Origin of the sequence: Pseudomonas cedrina subsp. cedrina (assembly GCF_001983175.1) — a bacterium.
GTDB classification, from domain to species: domain Bacteria; phylum Pseudomonadota; class Gammaproteobacteria; order Pseudomonadales; family Pseudomonadaceae; genus Aquipseudomonas; species Aquipseudomonas cedrina.
On sequence record NZ_MNPW01000001.1, the window covers coordinates 427,777 to 452,280 of the forward strand.

Sequence of the window (24,504 nt, forward strand, 5' to 3'; positions counted from 1 at the left end):
TTGTTGTCTGAACCGTTTCAACTCTGCGGCCTCATGCCTTGCGACATGCCGAACATGAACAGCAACAGGTCATGATCAGGCTTGACCGCCACACTTGCCTTGGCAACGCGCGGCAGGGGGCATTGCTCGCCACTGTGCGTTGCACTGAGCACCTGTGTGCGAGGCTGTTCCCACGCCGCCAGCGCCACGGCTGCAACGCCCAGCGCCCCGACCAGAAACAAACCTCGTGCTATTTCTAGCTTCATCTGCTTAAACCCTTGATAGCGCTGCCAAACGCCGTCTCGTAAAAGTAGCTGAGTTTTTGCCAGTCGGTATCGCTCCACGACGAATGGCGGCGCAATTGCAGCATGTCATGGGACGCTGCCCGATAAGCGGTCAGGCGCTGGCGGCATTTCTCGAAATCCAGCAGCGCCACTTGAACATTGGCCGAGTCACCTTCGCCCGTCACCCGTACGAAAATATGCTTGATGTACAGGCAACCATGCTGCCAGCGGCCTTTGTGCATGCGCGCCAGGGTGCCGGCCAATTCCTTGAGTACACGCTCGTGTACCCCCTCACCGTAGCGCTCACGGCCGCCGGCGGCGTACCAGTTTTCAATTTCATCGAAGCCGTCGAGGGCGGCTGTCACCAGCAGGGCCTGCCAGCGGTGCTCGGGGTCGCGGCGCGCTTCGCAGAACACCATCTCCGGGACGCGCACTTCCAACAGGCGCAGGCCTTTGATGGCGTCGCGCTCGCGTAACACGGTGGGGCGGCCGAAGGGGTGCAGCCAGCTGCGGTAGATATGTCCGGTCTGGCGCTTGCTGTAGAGCAAGCGTCCATTGGCGCTCATTACGCGCTGCACGCCACTTTCACCACCCCGCCGGCGGTTGGGCTCTTCAACCCACTCGCCTTGCTGACGCCAGAAATAATCGAATCTCTCTTCGGGCGCTACGTGACTGCCTGCTACGCACTCAACTGCCATCGTGTTACCTCTTGCGCAATACATACACCCGCCACATGGCGTACAGCGGTATGAAGTCCAGGGACTCCTGAACACGAAACCCGGCTTCCTCGAATTCCGCTTCGACAGTAGCAGCCGGTAACACAAATCTGTTTTGGTAACCTTCCTGCTCACCTTTCTTGCGACGCTGCCCTTCGAGACGCTTGCGTTTCCAGGCTTTGAAATTGCCGTCGACCCACAGCGAAATGATCACGCTGTCACGGGTAACGCGCTGAAACTCCCGCAATATCGCCAGCCGGTGCGCCGGGTCACCAATGTGGTGCAACAGGCGCATACAAAAAATGCTGTCGACCGAGTTATCCGGCAGCTCGATATCAAACGCAGATGTCTGCAAGGGTCGTACCCGTTTCACCACTTCGGCGGGCTGGGCGACCGACGCGACCTTCAACATGGATGCAGAGTTATCGGCACCGATAATCACACGGTTGGGTTTTTCGGCCAGCAGCGGCCAGAAACGCCCGGCTCCGCACGGCAGGTCAAGCACCAGGCCGGGCTCACCCGCCATCGCCAGCGCGCCACGGGCCAATTGCTCGTCGCGTTTGTGGGACAACCGGCGAGCCAGATTGTCCTGATGCTTGAGCAAATATTCGTGGGCATGCTCGTCGTCGTACTTGTCGGAAAATTCAAGTTTGATCGGGGTCGACATCTTGCAGATCTCCAGTTGCTGATGCCGACAACCTTAGGCAGCAGTCTGTGATCAAGAGGTCAACCCTTTGTGAAAAACTTGTCCTGTCCAATCCCCATACATTTCAAGACTTTACAGAGATAAGCAATAGCATGGGGCCATCTTCGCCGAATTGCGGGGACCTCTGGCAGGATAACGGCAGAGGGTGGAATCAGGCGCTGGCCTGACTCAATTGCACATGAAAGCGACAACCATTGGGCTCCATGGTGCTGAGGCTCACGCTCCAACCCTGGTTCTCGCAGATCCGCTGAACCAGCGACAGACCCAGGCCAAGGCCGTCCCCGCGCTTCTCGTTGCCGCGCACGAATGGCTCGAACATCGCTTCGCGTTTGTCCTCGGGTATGCCTACACCGGAGTCTTCCACCACAAATCCACTCGGCTCCAGGGTAAGCCGAATGAAGCCGTGCTCGGTGTAATGCAAGGCGTTGCGCAGCAGATTGCCCATGACGGCGTGCAGGAAGGTGGCGTTATAACGGGTATCCAACGGGTTGCCCGGCTGGTAGATCAGCTCCAGGCCCTTGCGCTCGATAGGTTCACGCCAGATACCGAGCAGGTCATCGGCCACCTGCTCCAGGGTAACCTGGGGCGACATGGTGCCGTCGTCATGCTCGGCGCGGGCCAGCATCAGGAAGGTCTGTACCAGTTCGCGCATTTCTTCGCAGGCACGGGCGATGCGCTCGACCTGATTACGCCCACGCTGATCGATCGCCGGGTTTTCCAGTAACAGTTCGCAGGAGCTGGCCAGTACCATCAAGGGCGTACGCAACTCGTGGCTGACGTCGCTGGTAAACAGCTGCTCACGGGACAGCGCCTGGCGCAGGCGCCCCAATGTGGCGTCGAATGCCACGGCCAGCTCTCCCACTTCATCCGCTGCGTAGTCCGGCGCCAACGGCGGTGCCAGGCCCAGCAACTGGTCACGGTGACGGACCTGGCGGGCCAGGCGCACGACCGGCGCCATCACTTTGCGCGCCAGCACCCAGCCAAGAAATACCGCCAGCGCCAGGCTGAGCACGAAGCCCACCATGACCACCGCAAACAGCACCCGCTCGCGCTCTTCGAAGTCGCTCTGATCCTGCAACAGCACGTAACGTCGGCCGTCGACCACTTCGACCATGGCGTGGTACGACAGCGATTCGCGAAACACTTCATGGAAGCCGGGCTCAAGGTGGCGCAGGTCCTTGGGCAACTCAAAGTCGCCAGGCCCGCCGCTGAAATAGAACAACTGGTCCGGCTCGGGCCGGTGCCGCCAGTCCTCGACCGTGTCCATCAGCAGCAGGCGTTGCAGGTCTCCGCCCAACCCTGCCGAAATCAGCTTCTCTTCGACCAGGTGCACGGTCGCGATGATGCCCATGGCGAAGGCCCCCGCCACCAATGCGCTCATCAACGCAAAGGCAATGATGATCCGCTGGGCAAGGCTCTGCTTAAACTCCATCACGACCCTCGGCCAGGCGATAACCAACGCCGTGCACCGTTTGCAGCAACGGCTTGGCGAACGGTTTATCGATCACTTGGCGCAGTTGGTGAACATGGCTGCGCAGGCTGTCGCTGTCCGGGCAGTCATCGCCCCACAACGCTTCTTCGAGAATCTCGCGGCGCAATACGTGAGGGCTCTTCTGCATCAGCACCGCCAAAAGCTTCAGGCCGACCGGGTTGAGCTTGAGCAGGCGACCTTCGCGGGTCACTTCCAGGGTATCGAGGTCGTAGCTCAGGTCGGCGACTTGCAGGGCGCGACGTCCGCCACCCTGGGCACGGCGCAGCACCGCCTCGATGCGCGCGGCCAGCTCCGACAGGGCAAACGGCTTGAGCAGGTAATCATCGGCGCCGGACTTGAAGCCCTGCAGCCGGTCATCCAGTTGGTCGCGGGCAGTCAGCATGATCACCGGCGTGTCGCGCCGCGCATCTTCGCGCAGCCGTTTGCACAGGGTGTAGCCATCGATGCCGGGGAGCATGATGTCGAGCACGATCAGGTCGTAATGCTCGGTGGCGGCCAGGTGCAAGCCCGACAAACCGTCCTGCGCACAGTCCACGGTGTAACCCTTCAACCCCAGGTAATCGGCCAGGTTGGCCAGAATATCGCGGTTGTCTTCAACCAATAAAATTCGCATGGGCAGTGTCTCCGTACGCGGTAACGGCCGTGATGGCTCGCGCAGCTTAAGGCCAAGCGGGGTTCAGGGATAGGCCGGGAAGGCTATCGATATAGGTTTTCAACCGATATTTCGATTGAACGAGATTTTCACTATACCTTCACAGATTTACCACGGTGGCGCATAGAAAATCGTCGCCTATTGCCCATTGATACGCCGCTCACGAATCCTTGTAGTGAGCGGGCTTGCCCCGCGCTGGGCTGCGAAGCGGCCCCAATAAAGCCACCGCCGAGCCCCAGGATAAATAGGGGCGCCTGAGTTAGGGCCGCTTCGCAGCCCAGCGCGGGGCAAGCCCGCTCACTACACCAGGCTTATTCGCGCCATTAAAAAGCCCCGCCTGCATCACTGCAGGCGGGGCTTTTCGGTACGGGGGTAAGGCTGGCTTACATCATGCCGCCCATGCCACCCATGCCGCCCATGTCTGGCATACCACCGCCAGAACCACCGTCTTTCTTCGGTGCTTCAGCGATCGCCGCTTCGGTGGTCAGGATCAGACCGCCGATGGAGGATGCCGCTTGCAACGCCGAACGAGTCACCTTGGTAGGGTCCAGGATGCCCATTTCGATCATGTCGCCGTATTCACCGGACGCAGCGTTGTAACCGTAGTTACCCTGGCCGCTCTTGACCTGGTTAACCACGACGCTTGGCTCGTCACCGGAGTTGGCAGCGATCTGACGCAGCGGTGCTTCAACAGCACGACGCAGCACAGCGATACCGACGTTCTGGTCGGCGTTGTCGCCGGTCAGGTTGGTCAGGGCTTCCAGAGCACGGATCAGCGCAACGCCACCGCCAGGTACCACGCCTTCTTCAACGGCTGCACGGGTTGCGTGCAGGGCGTCTTCAACGCGGGCCTTCTTCTCTTTCATTTCAACTTCGGAACCGGCGCCAACCTTGATTACTGCAACGCCGCCGGACAGCTTGGCCAGACGCTCTTGCAGTTTTTCACGGTCGTAGTCCGAGGAGGTCTCGGCAACCTGGGCACGGATCTGGGCGATACGCGATTCGATGTCGCCTTCAACGCCAGCACCGTCAACGATGATGGTGTTTTCCTTGGAGATGGTCACGCGCTTGGCGCTACCCAGGTTTTCCAGGGTGGCGCTTTCCAGGCTCAGGCCGATCTCTTCGGAGATAACGGTACCGCCGGTCAATACGGCGATGTCCTGCAGCATGGCCTTGCGACGATCGCCGAAGCCTGGAGCCTTGACGGCTGCGACTTTGACGATGCCACGCATGTTGTTCACAACCAGCGTCGCCAGGGCTTCGCCTTCAACGTCTTCGGAAACGATCAGCAGTGGGCGGCCGGCTTTGGCAACGGCTTCCAGTACTGGCAGCATTTCGCGGATGTTGGAGATTTTCTTGTCGACCAGCAGGATCAGCGGGCTGTCCAGCTCGGCAACCATGGTGTCCGGCTTGTTGACGAAGTACGGGGACAGGTAGCCACGGTCAAACTGCATGCCTTCTACAACCGACAGTTCGTTTTCCAGGCCCGAGCCTTCTTCAACGGTGATCACGCCTTCCTTGCCGACTTTTTCCATGGCTTCGGCAATGATGTCGCCGATGGAGCTGTCGGAGTTGGCGGAGATGGTGCCTACCTGAGCGATAGCCTTGGTGTCAGCGCATGGCTTGGACAGGTTTTTCAGCTCGGCAACGATGGCGATGGTCGCCTTGTCGATACCGCGCTTGAGGTCCATCGGGTTCATGCCGGCAGCGACGGCCTTGTAGCCTTCGTTGACGATGGCCTGGGCCAGAACGGTGGCGGTGGTGGTGCCGTCGCCTGCGTCATCGTTGGCACGGGAGGCAACGTCTTTGACCAGCTGCGCGCCCATGTTTTCGAAACGGTCTTCCAGTTCGATTTCTTTTGCTACCGAAACGCCGTCCTTGGTGATGGTCGGAGCGCCGAAGCTTTTCTCGATGATCACGTTACGGCCTTTAGGGCCCAGGGTCGCTTTTACCGCGTCAGCCAGGATGTTGACACCGGTGAGCATTTTCTTGCGGGCGGAATCGCCGAATTTAACTTCTTTAGCAGCCATGATCGATATTCCTTAAATACTTTGTAGTAACGGGAAAATGAGCGGGGAAATCAGTCTTCCAGAACGGCAAGAATCTCGTTCTCGCTCATTACCAGCAGGTCTTCGCCGTCGACTTTCACAGTGTTGCTGCCGGAGTAAGGGCCGAAAACAACCTTGTCACCCACTTTCACGGCCAGCGCACGTACTTCACCGTTTTCCAGAGCCTTGCCCGGACCCGCAGCCAGAATCACACCGTGGTTGGCTTTTTCAGCAGCCGAACCTGGCAGGACGATGCCGCCAGCGGTTTTCTTTTCTTCTTCACTGCGACGGATGACGACGCGGTCATGCAGAGGACGAAGCTTCATTGTCGATCTCTCCTAATTGTGTTTTTCATCGGCCGGTATCAATTCCGGCGGGTTAAATTCCGGCGGTGCCGGTCGCGGCTCGCGGGGCGAGACGCGGAAGTCTGTCTAGTGTCACCACCAGAAACCTTGCGGTGACCCTTACATAAGGGCGACGGCGGTGATTACAAGGGGCTGCGGATGAAAATTTTTGTGTCTGACACGGGGTAAATGCAGCACGGCACCCGAAGGTGCCGTGCAGGTGCAGCGTTTATTTGTTGTCGCGGTGTTCGAACTCGCCTTCGATCACATCCCCTTCTCGCCCCAACGGCTGGCGCGGAGCCGGACCGCCACGGGGTTGCAGGTCATCGGCGAAGGCACGCTGGCGAATTGCGGCCTCCTCGGCGCGCTGGCGCATCTTGCCCGCCAGCAGCTTGCGAGTGACCGGCAGCAACATCACCAGACCGACCACGTCACTGATAAAGCCCGGCAGGATCAACAGGCCACCGGCCAGGGCCATCATCAGGCCTTCAAGCATGGTCTGCGCGGGCAGCTCGCCACGGTTCAGGCTTTCACGGGCACGCAGCGCCGTGGTCAGGCCGGCGACGCGCAGCACCAGGACGCCGAGCATCGAGCCGAGAATGATCAACAGCAGGGCCGGGAAAAACCCGATCGCGCTGCTGACTTGAACGAATACGAACAGCTCCAACACCGGAAACAGCAGAAAGAGCAATAAAAAAGGGCGCATCAAATGGTTCCTCAACGCAAGAATGCCTTGCCAGTCCACCTTAGATGACGTCGCCATTTCGTGAATTCAAGCGTCAACGGCTTCTTTTTTCGGCCAAACCTCGGCGTGAGCCAATGAAACCAGGGCTTCGCGTACCTGTGTCGGGGTGTTGCAAGATTCTGCAAACGGCAACCAATGCAAGGACTGACCGATGCGCAGGTGCATGCCTTCGCTGTCGATACCGGCCAATTGCGCAGGCTGCGACGCAGGCAGGCCGGCCAACTCTACGTAATGGGCCAGGGCCTTGGCGTGATCGCTGTTCATGTGCTCGACCATGCTGCGCTCGGCCTTGCCCGCGAACGGGTTGGCCAGGGTCAACTGGTCGACCCAGTGGATTGCGCCAAAGCCGCCGATGTAACGGTGGCGCACCGGCTTGAGTACCCAGAAATCGAAGTCGTGGGCCTTGTGGTAGTTGGCCGAATCAGGGAAGTAGCGGTAATAACGCTCGGCCGCCGCCTCGATGGCAACGCCCTCCTCCAGTTTTTCGGCTTGCGCCAGGTAGGTCAGGCGCCCGACCGCCTGCACGTCATCCGCGCCCCGCTCACCTACCAGCAACGAGCACTTCGGGTCTTTTTGCAGGTTGTGGGTGTGCTGGGCGATACGGCTGATCAGGATCAACGGCTGGCCCTGCGCGTCGAGGCAGTACGGCACGACCGAACCGAACGGGAAGCCAGGCATGGCTTTGGAGTGTGTGGAGAGAGCCCCACGGTATTCCTTGAGCAACAGCTCTCGGGCGTTCTTGGCAACCTGTGCGCTCAACGTTTGACTCCTCGGGTATGCAGCCGCCCATGGCTTATGGGAATGGATCTCAACGCAAGGTAATCAATAACCGCAAAGGTTGCCAGGCAGGTTTTGTTCGCCGGTGTTACCAGGCCACGCCAAACCCTGCGGTGTAGCGCGTCTTGCTCAAGCTGCTGTCGGAGTCGCCGCTGATAACGTCGCGCTCGGCCTTGAGGTTGAGGGAGGCCCACTCGGTGACTTTGTAGCGCAGGCCCATTTCCGCATCCAGCGAATACGCCGACGGCCCGCCGATAGGCTTGCCGACTTCGCCGTCGGTGAAGAACTCGACGGTCTTGCCGATCAGGTAGCGGTTGTAGTTCCACTTCATGGCCAGGGAATAGAAATTGTCCTTGCCGCCATCGGCGTATTCGTAGTCGGTGCGGTTGACCAGCGAGCCGAGGGAAAAGGCGCCCAGCTCATCGTCCCAGAACTGATAGCCCGGGCCGGTACCGACGGTGCGCTGGCGGGCCAGGTCTTCGACCTTGTCGCGCTTGTAGGTCAAGCGCCCCTGCCAGAACCAATGTTCGGTCAGGAAGCGGTCCAGGTCGTATTCCAGGGCCCAGTTGTCGGTGGTGGTGACATCGTCCTGGAATTCGCGGTTGTATTCGCCCTGCCCGGTATGGCGCCATTGGCCATGACGCGCGGTGGTCTTGAAATCGACGTCGTAATCGTTGGTGTCTTTGTCGGCACGCTTGTAGTCCAGCGCCATGTCCACATTGCCTTTCCACACCAGGTCCGTGATCACAGGCTTTGGCTTGATGATCTGCTGGATGCTGGCCAGCTCGACGGTCTTGGGCGCTTCGCCATTGGCCAGTACCACTTTGCCGTCGTCCGCCGCTTGCAGCGATTTGGCCTTCTCGCCGGTGTAGGCGTCCTGCTTGACCAGCAGTTCCTGGTCGCTTTCCAGGGTTTTCACCTGCTTCCAGTCCACGGGAATCGCGCCCGCATAATCGGTCTGGATCAACAGCTTGCCGCCGTCGAAGACCTTGATCTTGCCGGTCAGGCGGTCACCGTTCTTCAACCAGACGGTATCGGCCAGCAAAGGCGTGGAGGCGCTGAAAACAGCGAGGCATAGCAGGGTTCTGGACAACATAAGCGGATTCGAGGCTCGAAGTTGGCGAAAAAGAAGGCATTATCGTGTCAGCTACGACTGACTCAAGGATTTATGTTCAGTTCAATTGTCGAGACCATGTTTACAGACGTTTCTTACAATAAGACAGACGATCTCAACGGATACCCACAGTGAATCAACCCGCCGAGTCCCCGCAAAGCCCCGCCGAAATGCGCCGCACCGCGCTTTACCTGACCTTGGCGCAAGTACCCGAAGGCTGCGTGGTGAGCTACGCCGAGCTGGCCCAACTAGCTGGCCTCGGTCGCGCGGCACGCTGGGTTGGCCGTACCCTGAGCCAACTCCCCGACGACACCAAATTACCCTGGCACCGCGTGCTGGGTGCCGGTGGTCGGATAAGTCTGCCGGTGGGCAGTGCCTCGGGTGACGAGCAACGCGCACGTTTGCGCGATGAAGGCGTCACAGTCCGCAATAATCGCGTGGATATTCAGCGCCATGGCTGGCGCCCGGTAGAGCACAGCGGTTAGAGTGCGCGCTTTGTTTCCGTGAATCTGAGGCAGACTCCAGCCCATGCCCCGTAAAACCTGGCGCGCCGCGCTCGCCGCCTATGCCAGCCCCTCGACGTTAGTGCTGTTGTTGCTCGGCTTTGCCGCCGGTTTGCCTTACATGTTGGTGTTCTCGACGCTCTCAGTGTGGTTGCGTGAAGCCGGTGTGGCGCGCGAGACCATCGGTTATGCGAGCCTGATCGGTCTGGCCTATGCCTTTAAATGGGTGTGGTCGCCGCTGCTCGACCAATGGCGCCTGCCACTGCTCGGTAAACTCGGACGCCGTCGCTCCTGGCTGGTACTGGCCCAGTCGCTGGTGATCCTCGGATTGATCGGCATGGGCTTTTGCGACCCGCAGAAACACTTGTCCTGGTTGATCGCTATCGCCGTGGTCGTCGCCTTCGCGTCCGCCACCCAGGACATCGCGGTTGATGCCTACCGCCTGGAAATCGCCGACGACAGCCGCCAGGCCGCCCTCGCCGCCAGCTATATGTCCGGTTATCGCATCGCCGCCCTGCTGGCTACCGCGGGCGCACTGTTTTTCGCCGAAGGGTTCGGTTCCACCGGCTTCAACTATAAACACTCGGCCTGGGCTGGCACCTACGTGCTGTTTGGCGTGCTGATGATCCCGGCGCTGCTGACTACCTTGTTCATGCGCGAACCCAATGTACCGCTGCGCACCCAGCTGCAGGCCGGGCGCTACAGCTTCGTGCATCAGCTCGCCTCGGTGTTTGTGCTGATCGTGTTGCTGGTGTCGGTTCCGGCGATGTTTACCCAGTTGTACAACACCGATTTCGCCAGCGTGGTGTTCCAGGGCGTAAGCCTGTGGGATTTGCTGATGGACGATCGCGCGTTCCTGCGTGCCATCCTCTATATAACCCTCACCGCGCTGTGCCTCTCGGCCATGGGCCGCCGAGGCCTGGCGCCGGTGCTCACGCCGGTCAACGACTTTATCCTGCGCTACCGCTGGCAGGCGTTGCTGCTGCTGGGGCTGATCGCCACCTATCGCATGTCCGACACGGTAATGGGCGTGATGGCCAACGTGTTCTACATCGACCAGGGCTTTACCAAGGACCAGATCGCCGGGGTCAGCAAGATCTTCGGCCTGATCATGACCCTGCTCGGCGCCGGCATGGGCGGCCTGTTGATCGTGCGGTTCGGCATTTTGCCGATCCTGTTTATCGGCGGAGTGTTCTCCGCCGGTACCAACCTGCTGTTCGTGGCGCTGGCCGACATGGGCCCCGACTTGCAGATGCTGATTTTCACGATTTCCCTGGATAACTTCAGCTCAGGGATGGCGACGTCGGCCTTCGTTGCCTACTTGTCGAGCCTGACCAACCTCAAGTTTTCCGCCACCCAATACGCCCTGCTCAGCTCGATCATGCTGCTGCTGCCGCGCCTGATCGGCGGGTATTCGGGGGTGATGGTGGAGAAGTTCGGGTATCACCATTTCTTCCTGATCACCTGCATGCTGGGCGTGCCGACGCTGCTGCTGATTGCGTTGCACTGGTATCAGGAGAATCGGCGGATTCGGTTGAATCCGCCTGAGGAAGACTGACCCAACTCGGTTCTGTGGGAGCTGGCTTGCCTGCGATGCGCATGGGTATCTACACAACTTTCAACGGTGTGTGGCGAGGAGCTTGCTTGGCGGCCTTCGGGCCGACCGTTTTTTGGGGTTTGACCGAGTACATATCCGTTGCTGCGGTAACGGCGGCTTAGGGTTCCGCCCTTACGGCGGGTCACTTTTTGAAGAGCGCAAAAAGTAACCCAAAACGCTTCGCCCCACCACTTGGTGCCTCGCCTAGGCTCGGCATGCCCGTAATCCGACATTGATTTGGGGGGCCGCCGCCACGCGCCATCCATGGCGCGGGGCGGCTAAACCGGCGTCCTGCCGGTTTACCCCCCAAATCAATATCGAATTACGGCCAGCGTGGTTGACGGGGCGCCTCAGATCAAGATCAAAAACAAAGCGCGGCGGCCTTAGAGCCGACCGATATTCATGTCGAACTCGGTTCAAAATGTGGGAGCTGTCGAGCCCCAGCGAGGCTGCGAAGGCGGCGGCACTGCTGGCATTTTTTTCGCCTGACCCACCGCTTTCGCAGCCTCGCAGATGCTCGACAGCTCCCACAGGGAGATTGGTCAACTGAAAGTTGTGTAGATACCCATGCTGCGATGCGGACGGCGCGGTGCATCTGTTGCACCGAGGCGATTTCATCGCAGGAAAGCCAGCTCCCACACAAAGCCCTGCACTTCTGACGCCTGTACTCCGACAGCAACCGCCCGTACAATCCCAAGTCATTTCAAGTCCAAGCAACCGACAACGGCCTACCATGCGTACCAGTCAATATTTGCTCGCCACACAGAAAGAAACGCCTTCCGACGCGGTCGTGATCAGCCATCAGTTGATGCTGCGCGCCGGCATGATCCGCAAGCTCGCTTCCGGCCTGTACACCTGGCTGCCCATGGGCTTGAAGGTGATGCGCAAGGTCGAAGCCATCGTTCGTGAAGAAATGAACGCCGCCGGCTCTCTGGAAGTGTTGATGCCGAGCACCCAACCGGCTGAGCTGTGGCAGGAATCCGGGCGCTGGGAAGAGTACGGCCCCGAGTTGCTGCGCTTCAAGGACCGTCACGGCCGCGATTTCTGCGCCGGCCCGACCCACGAAGAAGTGATCACCGACCTGATGCGCAACGAGCTGAGCAGCTACAAGCAGCTGCCGCTGAACCTGTATCAGATCCAGACCAAATTCCGTGACGAGATCCGCCCGCGCTTCGGTTTGATGCGCGGTCGCGAATTCATCATGAAAGATGCCTATTCGTTCCACCCTGACCAGGCATCGCTGCAGGTCACCTACGACCGCATGCACCAGGCCTACTGCAATGTATTCACGCGCCTGGGCCTGAAATTCCGCCCGGTTGAAGCGGACAACGGTTCCATCGGCGGCGCCGGCTCCCACGAATTCCACGTACTGGCCGAGTCCGGCGAAGACGACATCGTGTTCAGCAACGGTTCGGACTACGCGGCGAATATCGAAAAAGCCGAAGCCGTGCCACGGGAAACTTCGCGCCCTGCACCGGCCGAAGAACTGCGCCTGGTGGATACACCGGACACCAAGACCATCGCGGCCTTGGTGGAGAAATTCAATCTGCCGATTGAAAAGACCATCAAGACCCTGATTGTGCGCGCCGAAGAAGAAGGCAAGCTGATTGCGCTGGTGATCCGTGGCGACCACGAACTCAACGAAATCAAAGCCGCCCAGCAGCCTGGCGTGGCCAACCCGCTGGTGATGGCTACCGACGCCGAGCTGCGCGACGCCATTGGCGCCGGCGCCGGCTCGCTCGGCCCGCTGAACCTGCCGCTGCCGATCATCATCGACCGTTCGGTCGAACTGATGAGCGACTTCGCTATCGGCGCGAACATCGACGACAAGCACTACTTCGGCGTGAACTGGGAGCGCGACCTGCCGGTTCCGACCGTGGCCGACCTGCGTAACGTGGTGGCCGGCGACCCGAGCCCGGACGGCAAGGGCACGCTGGAAATCAAGCGCGGCATCGAAGTCGGGCACATCTTCCAGCTGGGCAACAAGTACAGCAAGGCGATGAAGTGCGAAGTGCTGGGCGAGAACGGCAAGCCGATCACCCTGGAAATGGGCTGCTACGGCATCGGCGTGTCCCGCGTGGTGGCCGCTGCCATCGAGCAGAACAACGACGAAAAAGGCATCATCTGGAGTGACGCGCTGGCGCCGTTCCAGGTCGCGCTGGTACCGCTGCGTTATGAAACCGAGCAAGTGCGCGAAGCCACCGACAAACTCTATGCCGAACTGACGGCGGCGGGTTTTGAAGTGTTGCTCGATGACCGGGACAAGAAAACCAGCCCGGGCATCAAGTTCGCCGACATGGAACTGATTGGCATCCCGCACCGGATCGTGGTCAGTGACCGCGGCCTGGCCGATGGCAATCTGGAATACAAGAGCCGGACCGAAGCCGAAGCTCAACCGTTGCCGGTGGCTGACGTGCTGTCTTTCCTTCAGGCGCGTATTCGTCGCTGAAAACCAGATCAAGAGAAGTCATGTTCAAGCGAAACACCAGAGCCCTGGGGGGCGCCGCCTTGTGCGGCGCCCTGCTGGTCAGCGGCTGCGCCAACCAGATGTCGCAACGCAGTGAGCACGAGGAGCGGGTCGAGCGTAAGTTGCTCGACCACAGCCTGCAGATCGATGTAGGCGAACCCAAAGTGCTGGAGCTGCCGCAACGCCGGGTTCGTATTCATGAGCAGAAGACCTTCGAGGTCACCGAATTCGAAGTCACCCGTCGCTACGACCGCTACACGCCCTACCAACCCTGGCGCAAGCTCTATGAGATGCCCTTGGGTGCGGTGGCGTTGGTGGCGGGCGCCGGTGCCAACGTGGCGAATATCTTCGCCCTCGGCAACCTGCCTACCAGCATGACCCACGATTGGCTGATCTACGGCGTGGACGGCCTCAACCCGTTCATGAACGTGCAGTCACACGGCCGTGCGCAGCAGAACCTGGCGGGTATCGATGAAGTCCAGCGCGACAAGCGTGTGGAGTATTCGAGCCTGCCGTGGAGCGAACGGCCGGTACAGGTCACCGCCGGCAAGCAGGTGCATGAGCTGACCACCGACCGCAACGGCGTGCTGCGCCTGAACCTGTTGGACAGCCCCTTTGCCGAGCAGGACCTGAACCGCGTCACCACTTTGAAGATCAGCGTGGAAGATGGCCAGGACGATGTGCATTCGGACTCGACCCTGGCGGTCAGCAACACCTTGCGTGGCAAGTTGCTGGAAGCCCACGGCCTGATCTACGACGACCTGGAAGACGACGAAGTCAGCCAGTGGGTGCACCGGGTCAAGCGCCTGTCGGAGCTGGGCCTGGAAGAAGAAGCCAGCGAACTGGAACAAAGCCTGATCGAACTGACCCGCAATGATCCGGAGTTGCAGCAGGAATTCCTGCAGGCGCTGACCAAGGATGCGGGGCGGCTCGTCGCGGACCCAGGTGCACGCTGAGACTTTGAAACTGCTGCACATTCAAATGTGGGAGCTGGCTTGCCTGCGATAGCGATGTATCAGTTAAAGCAGCAGTGACTGACACTCCGCTATCGCAGGCAAGCCAGCTCCCACATTTTTTTTGATCCAGTTTCTACCAGGAGAACTCGAGTTGTTCGTTGCCGCCACTCAAATCCAGCAACCGCACCCCAATCCCCAGCAACCGCACCGGCTTGCCGCCTCGGTTGAACGCCTGGGTCATCAACTGTTGATAACTTTCCAGGTCCCGCCCCGCCCCCGCCTGTTCCAGGGTGGTCTGGGTAAAGTCATGAAACTTCACTTTGACGAACGGCTTGCCCGCCCGGTAGCTGCTGTCGATACGCGCCATGCGCCCCGCCAGGGTGTCCATCAGTTCAGGGAGTTTGGCCAGGCAGCTTGAAAGATCTGGCAGGTCCACGTCGTAGGTGTTTTCCACACTGATCGATTGCCGGCGACTGTCGTTCTGCACCACGCGATCATCTATCCCACGGGCCAGGCTCCAGAGTCGCTCGCCAAAACTGCCGAATTCGCGCACCAGCGCCAGCTTGTTCCACTCGCGCAGTTGCAGGCAGTCTTCGATGCCCAGGCGCGCCAGTTTGTCAGCGGTCACCTTGCCGACCCCGTGTAACTTGCTGACCCGCAACTGCGAGACAAAATCTTCGACTTGGTCCGGGGTAATCACAAACAACCCGTTGGGCTTCTTCCAGTCGCTGGCGATCTTGGCCAGGAACTTGTTCGGCGCCACACCGGCGGACACGGTGATGTGCAGCTGGTTGGAGACGCGGCGGCGAATATCCTGGGCGATGCGCGTGGCACTGCCGCCAAAGTGCGGGCTGTCGGACACGTCCAGGTAGGCCTCATCCAGGGATAAAGGCTCGATCAGGTCGGTGTAGTCACGAAAGATCGTCTGGATTTCCTTCGACGCTTCTTTATAAGCATCCATGCGCGGCTTGACGATGGTCAGGTCCGGGCACAGCTTCAAGGCGTGGCGGGACGACATGGCCGAACGCACGCCATAGGCACGCGCCTCGTAGTTGCAGGTGGCGATCACCCCGCGCCGGTCCGCCGAGCCGCCCACCGCCAGCGGTTTTTGCGCCAGGCTCGGGTCATCGCGCATCTCGATAGCGGCATAGAAGCAATCACAGTCGACGTGGATGATTTTGCGCTGCGTCATATAAACGGGGTGTGAACCTACGGGTGGCCAGTATCGCATCCGTACCTGTATATAGCACCAGTAGTTTGAATCTTCCCTCTAAGCGGTAGGAAAAGTCTCTGATGAATTTATTTTCTCAATCGAATTTGGCGTTCCGATAGAGCTGAAACCCTTGGCCGTACTGGGCCGGCGGGCATCCGACAGCCTTTTTGGAGAGCTAACCGATTGAAGCACAAGCGCTTTTCTTTAATTCACGGGTTGACACACTCGCGTTCCTCTGTAGAATGCCGACACACAGACGCGGGATGGAGCAGTCTGGTAGCTCGTCGGGCTCATAACCCGAAGGTCGTCGGTTCAAATCCGGCTCCCGCAACCAAACATCAAAAAAGGCTACTCGAAAGAGTGGCCTTTTTTGTGCGCGTGTATTTTACCCCTCCCCTGTAGGAGCGAGCTTGCTCGCGAAAGGCGCCAACGATAACGCAGCGCTTCAGGTGGCCAGCAGTGTCCGGAAGTTTTCGCGAGCAAGCTCGCTCCTACAGGGACGGCGCCAAGGCTTTAACTTTTGGATAAATCACACTTATTTTACCCATTGGCCCATTAACGGTTGACACCTCGTCGCTGGACTGTAGAATGCCGGCCACAGACGCGGGATGGAGCAGTCTGGTAGCTCGTCGGGCTCATAACCCGAAGGTCGTCGGTTCAAATCCGGCTCCCGCAACCAAACATCAAGAAAGGCTACTCGAAAGAGTGGCCTTTTTTGTATCCGGTGAAAAAGTTCTTCTGAAACAATGGTATGGCATCTTTCATGAAACCCTGCGGGGTTTGTTGAGTCCATCACCCTGCGAGCTATGCTCAATGTTTTAGCGCTTCCCTCTACGACCAATGGCCGCTGTCGCCGCACCCGGCGATACGCGTTAATATTTGTAATTATTTTGTCCATAGGGATTGGTAACTTGGCTGGATACCTCCATCCTGTCGCGCACAATCCACGAGGTGATTGATGCGCGCCAACTCGTCTGAACCACAAGACACTGTCACAGCAGAACAACCGATCACACCCACTCGTTTGCGTTGGCTGGATCTGGTGAGCAAGTACCGGCAACCCATCGGGTTGGCCGTGACGTTATTGCTGTTTGCCATTGCCCTGATTGCCTGCCGACACCTGCTGTTGGAACTGGATCTTTACGCGCTGCACGATTCGATCCTGGAAGTGCCCAAGCCCGCCCTGCTCGGTGCCGTTGCCGCGGCGGTCGCCGGTTTCGTCATTCTGTTGGGCTACGAATTTTCGGGCGCGCGCTACGCGGGGGTAAAACTGCCCGCCAAGACCCTGGCACTGGGTGGCTTTACCGCATTCGCCATCGGCAATGCGATCGGCCTGTCGATGCTTTCCGGCGGTTCGGTGCGCTACCGTTTATATGCACGCCATGGCATCGGCGCCTCAGAAGTCGCGCACATGACGGTATTCGCCAGCCTGGCCCTGGGCTGCGCATTGCCGCCCCTGGCGGCATTGGCCACCTTGAGCAACTTGCCGGCCGCGTCCACTTACCTGCACTTACCGCAAAGCGTGCTCGGCGGCGTTGCCGGTGCCGTGCTGCTGCTGTCGGCGGCGCTGTGCATCGGCATTTACCGCCGTCGTCTGCCGGAGCAACCTTACCCGGATAACCTGCTGGTAAAAGCCGGCCGCCGCACCCTGCGCCTGCCCGGCCGTCGCCTGACCTTCCTGCAGTTGGTCATCACCGCGCTGGACGTGGCCGCTGCCGCCACCGTGCTTTATCTGCTGCTGCCGGAAGCACCGCCCTTCGGCCCCTTCCTGCTGGTGTACCTGCTGGCCTTGGCCGCCGGCGTGCTCAGCCATGTCCCCGGCGGCGTGGGCGTATTCGAAGCGATCCTGCTGGCGGCCTTCGCCGACAAACTGGGCGCCGCGCCATTGGCCGCCGCCCTGCTGCTGTACCGCATGATCTATGTGGTGCTGCCGCTGTTGATTGCCTGCGTGTTCCTGCTGGTCAACGAAGCGCAGCGTCTGTTCCAGACCCAGCAAAGTCTGCGGGTTGCCTCGGGGCTGGCGGCGCCAGTACTGGCCGTACTGGTTTTTTTGTCCGGCGTGGTCCTGCTGTTCTCTGGCGCCACGCCCGAAATCGACTCCCGTCTGGAAAACATCGGCTTTCTGATTCCCCACCGCCTGATTGATGCCTCACACTTTGGCGCCAGCCTGATCGGCGTACTGTGCCTATTGCTGGCCCAGGGTTTGCGTCGACGCCTGTCGGCCGCCTGGATGCTGACCATGGTGCTGCTGCTGGTGGGCGCACTGCTCTCGCTGCTCAAGGGTTTCGACTGGGAAGAAGCCAGCCTGATGACCATGACCGCGATCCTGCTGGCGATCTTCCGGCGCTCGTTCTACCGCGCCAGCCGCCTCACCGAATTGCCCTTCTCGCCGCTGTACCTGGTGGCCAGCGTGTGCGTGCTGGGGGCGTCGATCTGGCTGCTGCTGTTCGCCTATCAGGACGTACCTTACAGCCATCAACTGTGGTGGCAGTTCACCCTGGACGCCAATGCCCCACGCGGCCTGCGCTCGCTGCTGGGCGCCGCCGTGCTGCTGGTGATCGTGTCGCTGACCTGGCTGCTGCGCACCGCGCGTCCGGTGATCCACTTGCCGACACCCGACGAGCTGGAGCGCGCCACCAAGATCCTCATGGCCTCTTCCCAGCCCGACGGCGGCCTGGCGCTGACCGGCGACAAAGCGCTGCTGTTTCACCCCAATGATGAAGCTTTCCTCATGTACGCCCGCCGCGGGCGCAGCCTGGTAGCCTTGTACGACCCGATCGGCCCGACCCAGCCACGGGCCGAGATGATCTGGCAATTTCGCGACCTGTGCGACATCCACCACGCGCGCCCGGTGTTCTATCAGGTGCGCGCGGAGAACCTGCCGTATTACATGGACATCGGCCTCACCGCGATCAAGCTGGGCGAAGAGGCCCGCGTCAACCTGAAACGCTTTGACCTGGAAGCCAAGGGCAAAGAGATGAAGGACCTGCGCTACACCTGGAACCGTGGTACTCGCGATGGCCTGTCCCTGGAAATCCATGAGCCGGGCACGGCGCCGATGGACGAGCTCAAGGTGATCTCCGATGCCTGGCTGACCGGCAAGAACGTGCGGGAAAAAGGCTTTTCCCTGGGACGTTTCAGCGACGACTACCTCAAGCACTTTCGCATTGCGATCATCCGCTTCGAAGGACGCCCGGTGGCCTTCGCCAACTTGCTCGAGACCTATAACCACGACCTGGCCAGCCTCGACCTGATGCGCGCCCACCCCGACGCGCCCAAGCTGACCATGGAATTCATGATGGTCGGCCTGATTCAACATTATAAGAGTCACGGCTACGCCCGTTTCAGCCTCGGCATGGTGCCGTTGTCGGGCCTGCAACCGCGACGCGGCGCCCCGCTGACCCAACGCCTGGGCTCGATGGTGTTCCGCCGTGGCGAGCAACTGTATAACTTCCAAGGTCTGCGCCGCTTCAAAGATAAGTTCCAGCCCGACTGGGAACCCCGTTACATGGCCGTGCCCGCGGGACTTGACCCGCTGGTGGCACTGGCCGATACCGCCGCCCTGATCGCGGGCGGCTTGACTGGATTGGTGAAACGCTGATGATTCGACGTTCCTGGCGGTATGTGTTGGCCCTGATAGTGCTGCTGGCTTTGATCGCGGGTGGCGGCTTCTGGTACTGGAACCGCCCTGCCCCGCAGCCGGCCCTGGAGCAACTGCCCCAGGCCGACGGCTCGGTCATGACCCGTGTGACCCCCAACGGCACGCCCAAAGCCCGCGTGGCCGTGGCCGTGATGGCCGATGAACGCCTGACCGACAGCCAACTGATTGCACTGAGCCAAGGCGGCAAGGCGCAGATTGTCCAGGTGATCCTGCCCAAGGACGATTGCAAGCTGCAGGAACAGGCACTGCAAAGCGCGCTGGGCCAATTGAAAGGCCCGGCGACCCTGGTCAGCGGCATCGGCCCTGGCGCCGCGCTCGCCTGGCGCTGGCTCGCCAGCCAGAATGACGACAAGGCCAATGCCATCTCCGTCGGTTTCGCGTTGGTGCAGGAAGGTTGCAAGGACCCCCTGCCGAAAACCGCCGCACACGGCAATTGGCTGGTGGCCTGGAACGACAACCCTGACGATGAAAGCGCCAGTTTCGTACGCGACACACCACGCGCCACCACCAGCATCAGCGACTACGACATTCATTACCCGCAAGTGCTGAACAACGAGCTGCGCAAGCAACTGGTGGGTTCGGACAACGGCGGCCTGGCGATTCCGGTGGTTGAAGTACCGGCCGGCCAAGCCAATGACACCGTCACCCTGTTCCTTTCCGGTGATGGCGGCTGGCGTGACCTGGACCGCGATGTGGCCGCAGAAATGTCGAAGATCGGCTACCCGGTGGTGGGCATCGACACGCTACGTTATTACTGGCAGCACAAGACCCCGGAACAAAGCGCCAAGGACCTTACCGAGCTGATGCAGCACTACCGGCAGAAATGGGGCACCAAGCGCTTCGTGCTGACCGGTTACTCGTTCGGTGCCGATGTATTGCCGGCCATTTACAACCGCCTGCCGGCAAACGAGCAGCAACGCGTGGACGCAATCATCCTGCTGGCGTTCGCGCGCACCGGCAGCTTTGAAATCGAAGTGGAAGGCTGGCTGGGTAACGCCGGTAAAGAAGCCGCCACGGGCCCGGAAATGGCCAAGCTGCCGGCTGACAAAGTGGTGTGTATCTACGGCGCCGAAGAAGTCGACGAGAGCGGCTGCACGGACAAGACGGCGGTGGGCGAAGCGTTGAAGTTGCCAGGTGGGCATCACTTCGACGAGAACTACCCGGCGCTGGCCAAGCGCTTGGTGGATATCATCGTGAAGCATCAGGCCAAGGCCGAGTAATTCCGGGCTGCACGCAAGACATTATGTGTGCAGGCTTGTGTGGGAGCTGGCTTGCCTGCGATGGCATCGCCTAGGTGTGACTGATACACCGAGGTGATGCCATCGCAGGCAAGCCAGCTCCCACATTTGATTTGAGGTGTTGCTGAAATCAGCGCGGTTCGATGTGGGCAATCATCAGCTGCACGGTTTCATTGCCGCGAAACTCGTTCACATCCAGCTTGTAGGCCAACTCCACCCAACGCACCGTCGGGTTGGGCCAGACCTCACGGTCCACCCCAAACGCAATGCCATCGAGTTTCACCGACCCGCATTCGCTCTTGAGCACCACTTTCAGGTGCCGCTCGCCCACCACCCGCTGCTCCACCAGTTGGAACACGCCGTGAAACAGCGGCTCGGGAAAGTGCTGCCCCCAAGGGCCGGCGTGGCGCAATGCACGGGCCAGCTCCAGGTGAAACTCTTCCACCGCCAGGGTGCCGTCGGTCAGCAGCCGGCCGGTGAGATCCTCTTCGCACAGTTGCCGACGCACCTCGGCATCGAAGGCCTCGGCAAACAAGGGGAAGTTCTCTTCACGCAGTGTCAGCCCCGCCGCCATGGCGTGGCCGCCGTATTTGGCGATCAGGTCGGGATGCTGGCTGGCCACCACCGCCAGGGCGTCACGGATGTGAAAACCCTGCACAGAGCGCCCCGAGCCCTTGAGCAGGCCATCGCCGGCGTCGGCAAAGGCGATGGTCGGGCGGAAATAGCGCTCTTTCATGCGTGACGCCAGAATGCCGATCACGCCCTGGTGCCATTCCGGGTCGAACAGGCAGAGCCCGTAGGGCATCGACTCCACCGGCAAGTCCTTGAGCTGGGCCAGGGCTTCGCGCTGCATGCCCTGCTCGATGGATTTGCGGTCCTGGTTCATGCCGTCCAACTGCGCAGCCATTTCCCGCGCGGCGGCGACGTCGGTGGTGAGCAGGCATTCGATCCCCAGGCTCATGTCATCCAGGCGGCCGGCGGCGTTCAGGCGCGGCCCGAGGATAAAGCCCAGGTCGGTGGAGGTGATGCGTGCAGCGTCGCGCTTGGCCACTTCAAGGATCGCCTTGATGCCCGGCCGCGCACGTCCGGCCCGAATGCGCTCCAGGCCCTGATGCACCAGGATGCGGTTGTTGGCGTCCAACGGCACCACATCGGCAACGCTGCCCAGTGCGACCAGGTCGAGCAGTTCGCCGATGTTCGGCTGGGGGGTATTCGCGTACCAGCCCAAGCTGCGCAGGCGCGCGCGCAAGGCCATCAGTACGTAGAAGATCACGCCGACGCCGGCCAGGGCCTTGCTCGGAAACTCGCAGCCCGGCTGGTTCGGGTTGACAATCGCATCGGCCGCCGGCAATTCATCGCCGGGCAAATGGTGGTCGGTCACCAATACCTGCAGCCCCGCCGCTTTCGCCGCCGCCACGCCTTCGACGCTGGAGATGCCGTTGTCCACGGTAATCAACAACTGCGGCTCACGCTGCAGGGCCACGGCGACGATCTCCGGGGTCAGGCCGTAGCCGTACTCGAAGCGATTGGGCACCAGATAGTCGACATGGGCCGCGCCGAGCAAGCGCAGGCCCAGGGTCCCCACGGTGCTGGCGGTAGCACCGTCGGCGTCGAAGTCGCCGACGATGAGGATGCGCTGGCGCTGTTCCAGTGCCGTCACCAGCAGGTCCACCGCCGCGTCGATTCCCTTGAGCTGCTGATAGGGAATCAACCGCGCCAGGCTTTTATCCAGCTCAGCCTCGGACTGCACACCGCGCGCGGCATAAAGACGGGTCAACAGCGGTGGCAATTCACCAAGAAACGGCAGGACAGCGGGCAACGGGCGGGGATCGATACGCATGGGGTGACGGAAACTTCTCTACTGATACAACGGTTAAACAACAATCCTGCAAGCGGTACGGACCTGATGTGGGAGCTGGCTTGCCTGCGATGCGGACGGCTCGGCGGACCAGTTACACCGCAGCGATACAATCGCGGGCAAGCCCGCTCCCACACAAGCCGCTTCCCACACTTTTAATCGCGTCCGCCGACCAGCCACTGCAATTGCACTTCATGCTGGCCACGGTCGTCAGTCACGAAGATCGTGCCTTCGCTGATCATCACATCCCACTTGATCACGCGGGGCATGTCTTTGGCCAGAACCTCCAGGATCTCCTGCGGCACTGCGGCGATGTGCACGTTCTTCAGGTTATTCGCCACCGGCACCACCTTGCCTTCCCAGACACGCAGGCTGCCGTAGGCCAGCAGGCTGGTGCGTTCGGTGCGGCGCGAGCACCAGGTCAAGCGATCGGCATCGGGCTGGCCCACTTCGATCCAGTGCAACACGCGATCATCCAGGCTTTTTTCCCACAGGGCCGGTTCGTCTACATCTGACAGGCCACGGCCGAACGACAACTGCTCGTTGTACCAGAGGGCGTAGGCCAGCAGACGCACGGTCATGCGCTCTTCGGTTTCCGACGGGTGGCGGGCGATGGTCTGTTTGACGCTCTCGTACACCGAACGATCAAGGTCGGTGAGGTTGAGTTCGAATTTGTAGGTCGTGGACGGCTGGGCCATGAACGGGCTTCTAAAGACAGGGAAAGGCGGCCAGTCTAACCGATGGCGAGGCGATTCAACGAATCCTGCGCTGCATCAGGCTTATCCCTGAATGGCCTGCCTATGTTAAAAGGCATCACACCACCGCCCCGCGCAGACAAGGATCCCCATGTCGTTTAATGCCAAACCGCTTGCCGGCCTGAAAGTCATCGAACTCGGCACCCTGATCGCCGGCCCGTTCGCGTCACGGATCTGCGCCGAGTTCGGCGCCGAGGTCATCAAGGTCGAATCGCCGGACGGCGGCGACCCACTGCGCAAATGGCGCAAGCTGTACGAGGGCACTTCGCTGTGGTGGTTTGTGCAGGCGCGCAACAAGCAGTCGCTGACGCTGAACCTCAAGCACCCCGACGGCCTGGCCATCCTCAAGCAACTGCTGGCGGACGCCGACATCCTGATCGAAAATTTCCGCCCCGGCGTGCTGGAAAAGCTTGGCCTGAGCTGGGAAACCCTGCATGCGCTCAACCCAAAACTGGTGATGGTGCGCCTCTCCGGCTTCGGGCAGACCGGGCCGATGAAGGACCAGCCAGGGTTCGGCGCGGTGGGTGAATCCATGGGAGGCCTGCGCTACATCACCGGCTTCGAAGACCGCCCGCCGGTGCGCACCGGCATTTCCATCGGCGACTCGATCGCGGCATTGTGGGCCGTGATCGGCGCATTGATGGCGCTGCGTCATCGCGAGGTCAACGGCGGTCTGGGCCAGGTCGTGGATGTGGCGCTGTACGAAGCCATCTTTGCCATGATGGAAAGCATGATCCCCGAGTTTGACGTATTCGGCTTTATCCGCGAGCGCACCGGCAACATCATGCCGGGTATCACGCCCTCCTCGATCCACACCAGCGCCGATGGCAAGCATGTGCAGATCGGCGCCAACGGCGATGCGATCTTCAAGCGCTTCATGACAGCCATTGGCCGCGAAGACCTGGCCAACGACCCCGTGCTTGCCAGCAATGACGGGCGCGACAGTCGCCGTGATGAGCTGTACGGCGTGATTGATCGCTGGGTCAACTCACACACATTGGACCAAGTGATAGAGGCCCTGAACAAGGCCCAAGTGCCTGCCAGCCGGATCTACAGCGCCGAAGACATGCTGGGCGACCCGCAGTTTCTCGCCCGGGAAATGTTCCTCAAGGCCCAGCTTCCCGGCGGCAAGGAGTTCAAGATGCCCGGCATCGTCCCCAAGCTGTCGGACACGCCCGGCAGTTGCGAATGGGTCGGGCCGCAACTGGGCGAGCACAACAGCCTGGTGCTCGGTAAATTGGGGTACGACGCCGCAGCCATCACGCGGCTGCGCGAACAAGGCGCCATCTGACGCCAGGGCATGTGAGAAAACCCGGGCAAAAAGAAACCCCGAAGCGTGGGGAGACACTTCGGGGTTAAACGTGGCCTTACAATGACCAGTACAACAAGCCACAAGCAC

20 protein-coding genes and 2 tRNA genes are annotated in these 24,504 nt (G+C 60.7%); 9 read left to right on the forward strand and 13 right to left on the reverse strand.

Translation table 11 applies throughout. The annotated features are described in order from the left end of the window. Nucleotides 1-17 precede the first annotated feature (17 nt). The 10 genes from BLL36_RS02030 to BLL36_RS02075 all read right to left on the reverse strand — a co-directional run bounded on the left by BLL36_RS02030 (nucleotide 18) and on the right by BLL36_RS02075 (nucleotide 8,839). Complete coding sequence (locus BLL36_RS02030; protein WP_076949806.1) at nucleotides 18-245, reverse strand: hypothetical protein; 228 nt, start codon at nucleotides 243-245, stop codon at nucleotides 18-20. Beyond that, nucleotides 242-961, reverse strand: a complete 720-nt coding sequence (locus tag BLL36_RS02035) for a lipopolysaccharide kinase InaA family protein (protein WP_076949807.1) — start codon at nucleotides 959-961, stop codon at nucleotides 242-244. Before BLL36_RS02035 ends, BLL36_RS02030 begins: the two co-directional genes overlap by 4 nt. A 4-nt stretch (nucleotides 962-965) precedes the next feature. After that, nucleotides 966-1,646, reverse strand: a complete 681-nt coding sequence (locus BLL36_RS02040) for a class I SAM-dependent methyltransferase (protein WP_076949808.1) — start codon at nucleotides 1,644-1,646, stop codon at nucleotides 966-968. A 190-nt stretch (nucleotides 1,647-1,836) separates the two neighbouring features. After that, nucleotides 1,837-3,117, reverse strand: coding sequence for a sensor histidine kinase (locus BLL36_RS02045; RefSeq protein WP_076949809.1), 1,281 nt, complete (start codon nucleotides 3,115-3,117; stop codon nucleotides 1,837-1,839). Beyond that, nucleotides 3,107-3,790: a two-component system response regulator ColR gene (gene colR / locus BLL36_RS02050; protein ID WP_026136965.1), complete on the reverse strand. Its 684-nt coding sequence runs from the start codon at nucleotides 3,788-3,790 to the stop codon at nucleotides 3,107-3,109. The genes BLL36_RS02045 and colR overlap by 11 nt, the downstream gene beginning before the upstream one ends. 422 nt (nucleotides 3,791-4,212) lie before the next feature. Then, nucleotides 4,213-5,859 carry a chaperonin GroEL gene (groL, locus tag BLL36_RS02055; protein ID WP_076949810.1) on the reverse strand — a complete coding sequence of 549 codons (1,647 nt, stop codon included), beginning with the start codon at nucleotides 5,857-5,859 and terminating at the stop codon, nucleotides 4,213-4,215. A 50-nt stretch (nucleotides 5,860-5,909) separates the two neighbouring features. Next, a complete protein-coding gene (locus BLL36_RS02060; protein ID WP_057723898.1) occupies nucleotides 5,910-6,203 on the reverse strand; it encodes a co-chaperone GroES in 294 nt (97 codons plus the stop codon). A 247-nt stretch (nucleotides 6,204-6,450) separates the two neighbouring features. Continuing rightward, a complete protein-coding gene (locus BLL36_RS02065; protein WP_076949811.1) occupies nucleotides 6,451-6,927 on the reverse strand; it encodes an FxsA family protein in 477 nt (158 codons plus the stop codon). 66 nt (nucleotides 6,928-6,993) lie between these two features. Further along, nucleotides 6,994-7,725, reverse strand: a complete 732-nt coding sequence (locus BLL36_RS02070; protein ID WP_076949812.1) for a HugZ family pyridoxamine 5'-phosphate oxidase — start codon at nucleotides 7,723-7,725, stop codon at nucleotides 6,994-6,996. Between the two features lie 106 nt (nucleotides 7,726-7,831). After that, a complete protein-coding gene (locus BLL36_RS02075; protein WP_076949813.1) occupies nucleotides 7,832-8,839 on the reverse strand; it encodes a DUF481 domain-containing protein in 1,008 nt (335 codons plus the stop codon). A 188-nt stretch (nucleotides 8,840-9,027) separates the two neighbouring features. Between BLL36_RS02075 and BLL36_RS02080 the strand changes: the two genes are divergently transcribed. The 4 genes from BLL36_RS02080 to BLL36_RS02095 all read left to right on the forward strand — a co-directional run bounded on the left by BLL36_RS02080 (nucleotide 9,028) and on the right by BLL36_RS02095 (nucleotide 14,380). Continuing rightward, complete coding sequence (locus tag BLL36_RS02080) at nucleotides 9,028-9,342, forward strand: MGMT family protein (protein ID WP_394329468.1); 315 nt, start codon at nucleotides 9,028-9,030, stop codon at nucleotides 9,340-9,342. A 43-nt stretch (nucleotides 9,343-9,385) separates the two neighbouring features. After that, a complete protein-coding gene (locus BLL36_RS02085; protein WP_076949815.1) occupies nucleotides 9,386-10,918 on the forward strand; it encodes an AmpG family muropeptide MFS transporter in 1,533 nt (510 codons plus the stop codon). Between the two features lie 772 nt (nucleotides 10,919-11,690). Next, nucleotides 11,691-13,406, forward strand: coding sequence for a proline--tRNA ligase (locus BLL36_RS02090; protein WP_076949816.1), 1,716 nt, complete (start codon nucleotides 11,691-11,693; stop codon nucleotides 13,404-13,406). Between the two features lie 20 nt (nucleotides 13,407-13,426). Next, nucleotides 13,427-14,380 carry a hypothetical protein gene (locus BLL36_RS02095; protein WP_076949817.1) on the forward strand — a complete coding sequence of 318 codons (954 nt, stop codon included), beginning with the start codon at nucleotides 13,427-13,429 and terminating at the stop codon, nucleotides 14,378-14,380. Between the two features lie 133 nt (nucleotides 14,381-14,513). Here BLL36_RS02095 and dinB read toward each other — a convergent pair whose 3' ends face one another. Continuing rightward, nucleotides 14,514-15,572 carry a DNA polymerase IV gene (dinB, locus tag BLL36_RS02100; RefSeq protein WP_076949818.1) on the reverse strand — a complete coding sequence of 353 codons (1,059 nt, stop codon included), beginning with the start codon at nucleotides 15,570-15,572 and terminating at the stop codon, nucleotides 14,514-14,516. A 278-nt stretch (nucleotides 15,573-15,850) separates the two neighbouring features. On the opposite strand from dinB, the gene BLL36_RS02105 reads away from it, so the two are divergent. From BLL36_RS02105 to BLL36_RS02120, 4 genes are all read left to right on the forward strand, one after another. Next, nucleotides 15,851-15,927: transfer RNA gene (locus tag BLL36_RS02105), tRNA-Met, on the forward strand. A 268-nt stretch (nucleotides 15,928-16,195) separates the two neighbouring features. Then, nucleotides 16,196-16,272: transfer RNA gene (locus tag BLL36_RS02110), tRNA-Met, on the forward strand. 279 nt (nucleotides 16,273-16,551) lie between these two features. Continuing rightward, nucleotides 16,552-19,194 carry a bifunctional lysylphosphatidylglycerol flippase/synthetase MprF gene (gene mprF, locus BLL36_RS02115; protein WP_076949819.1) on the forward strand — a complete coding sequence of 881 codons (2,643 nt, stop codon included), beginning with the start codon at nucleotides 16,552-16,554 and terminating at the stop codon, nucleotides 19,192-19,194. Next, on the forward strand, nucleotides 19,194-20,474 hold the full coding sequence (locus BLL36_RS02120) for a virulence factor family protein (protein WP_076949820.1): 1,281 nt from the start codon (nucleotides 19,194-19,196) through the stop codon (nucleotides 20,472-20,474). Before mprF ends, BLL36_RS02120 begins: the two co-directional genes overlap by 1 nt. 148 nt (nucleotides 20,475-20,622) lie before the next feature. Here the strand turns inward: BLL36_RS02120 and recJ are convergent, their stop codons facing one another. Both recJ and BLL36_RS02130 read right to left on the reverse strand, forming a co-directional pair. After that, nucleotides 20,623-22,332 carry a single-stranded-DNA-specific exonuclease RecJ gene (gene recJ, locus BLL36_RS02125; RefSeq protein ID WP_076949821.1) on the reverse strand — a complete coding sequence of 570 codons (1,710 nt, stop codon included), beginning with the start codon at nucleotides 22,330-22,332 and terminating at the stop codon, nucleotides 20,623-20,625. A gap of 173 nt (nucleotides 22,333-22,505) precedes the next feature. Beyond that, nucleotides 22,506-23,048 (reverse strand): YaeQ family protein, encoded by a 543-nt coding sequence (locus tag BLL36_RS02130; RefSeq protein ID WP_076949822.1) that lies wholly within the window; start codon nucleotides 23,046-23,048, stop codon nucleotides 22,506-22,508. Between the two features lie 148 nt (nucleotides 23,049-23,196). On the opposite strand from BLL36_RS02130, the gene BLL36_RS02135 reads away from it, so the two are divergent. Further along, a complete protein-coding gene (locus tag BLL36_RS02135; RefSeq protein ID WP_076949823.1) occupies nucleotides 23,197-24,396 on the forward strand; it encodes a CaiB/BaiF CoA transferase family protein in 1,200 nt (399 codons plus the stop codon). Nucleotides 24,397-24,504 lie beyond the last annotated feature (108 nt).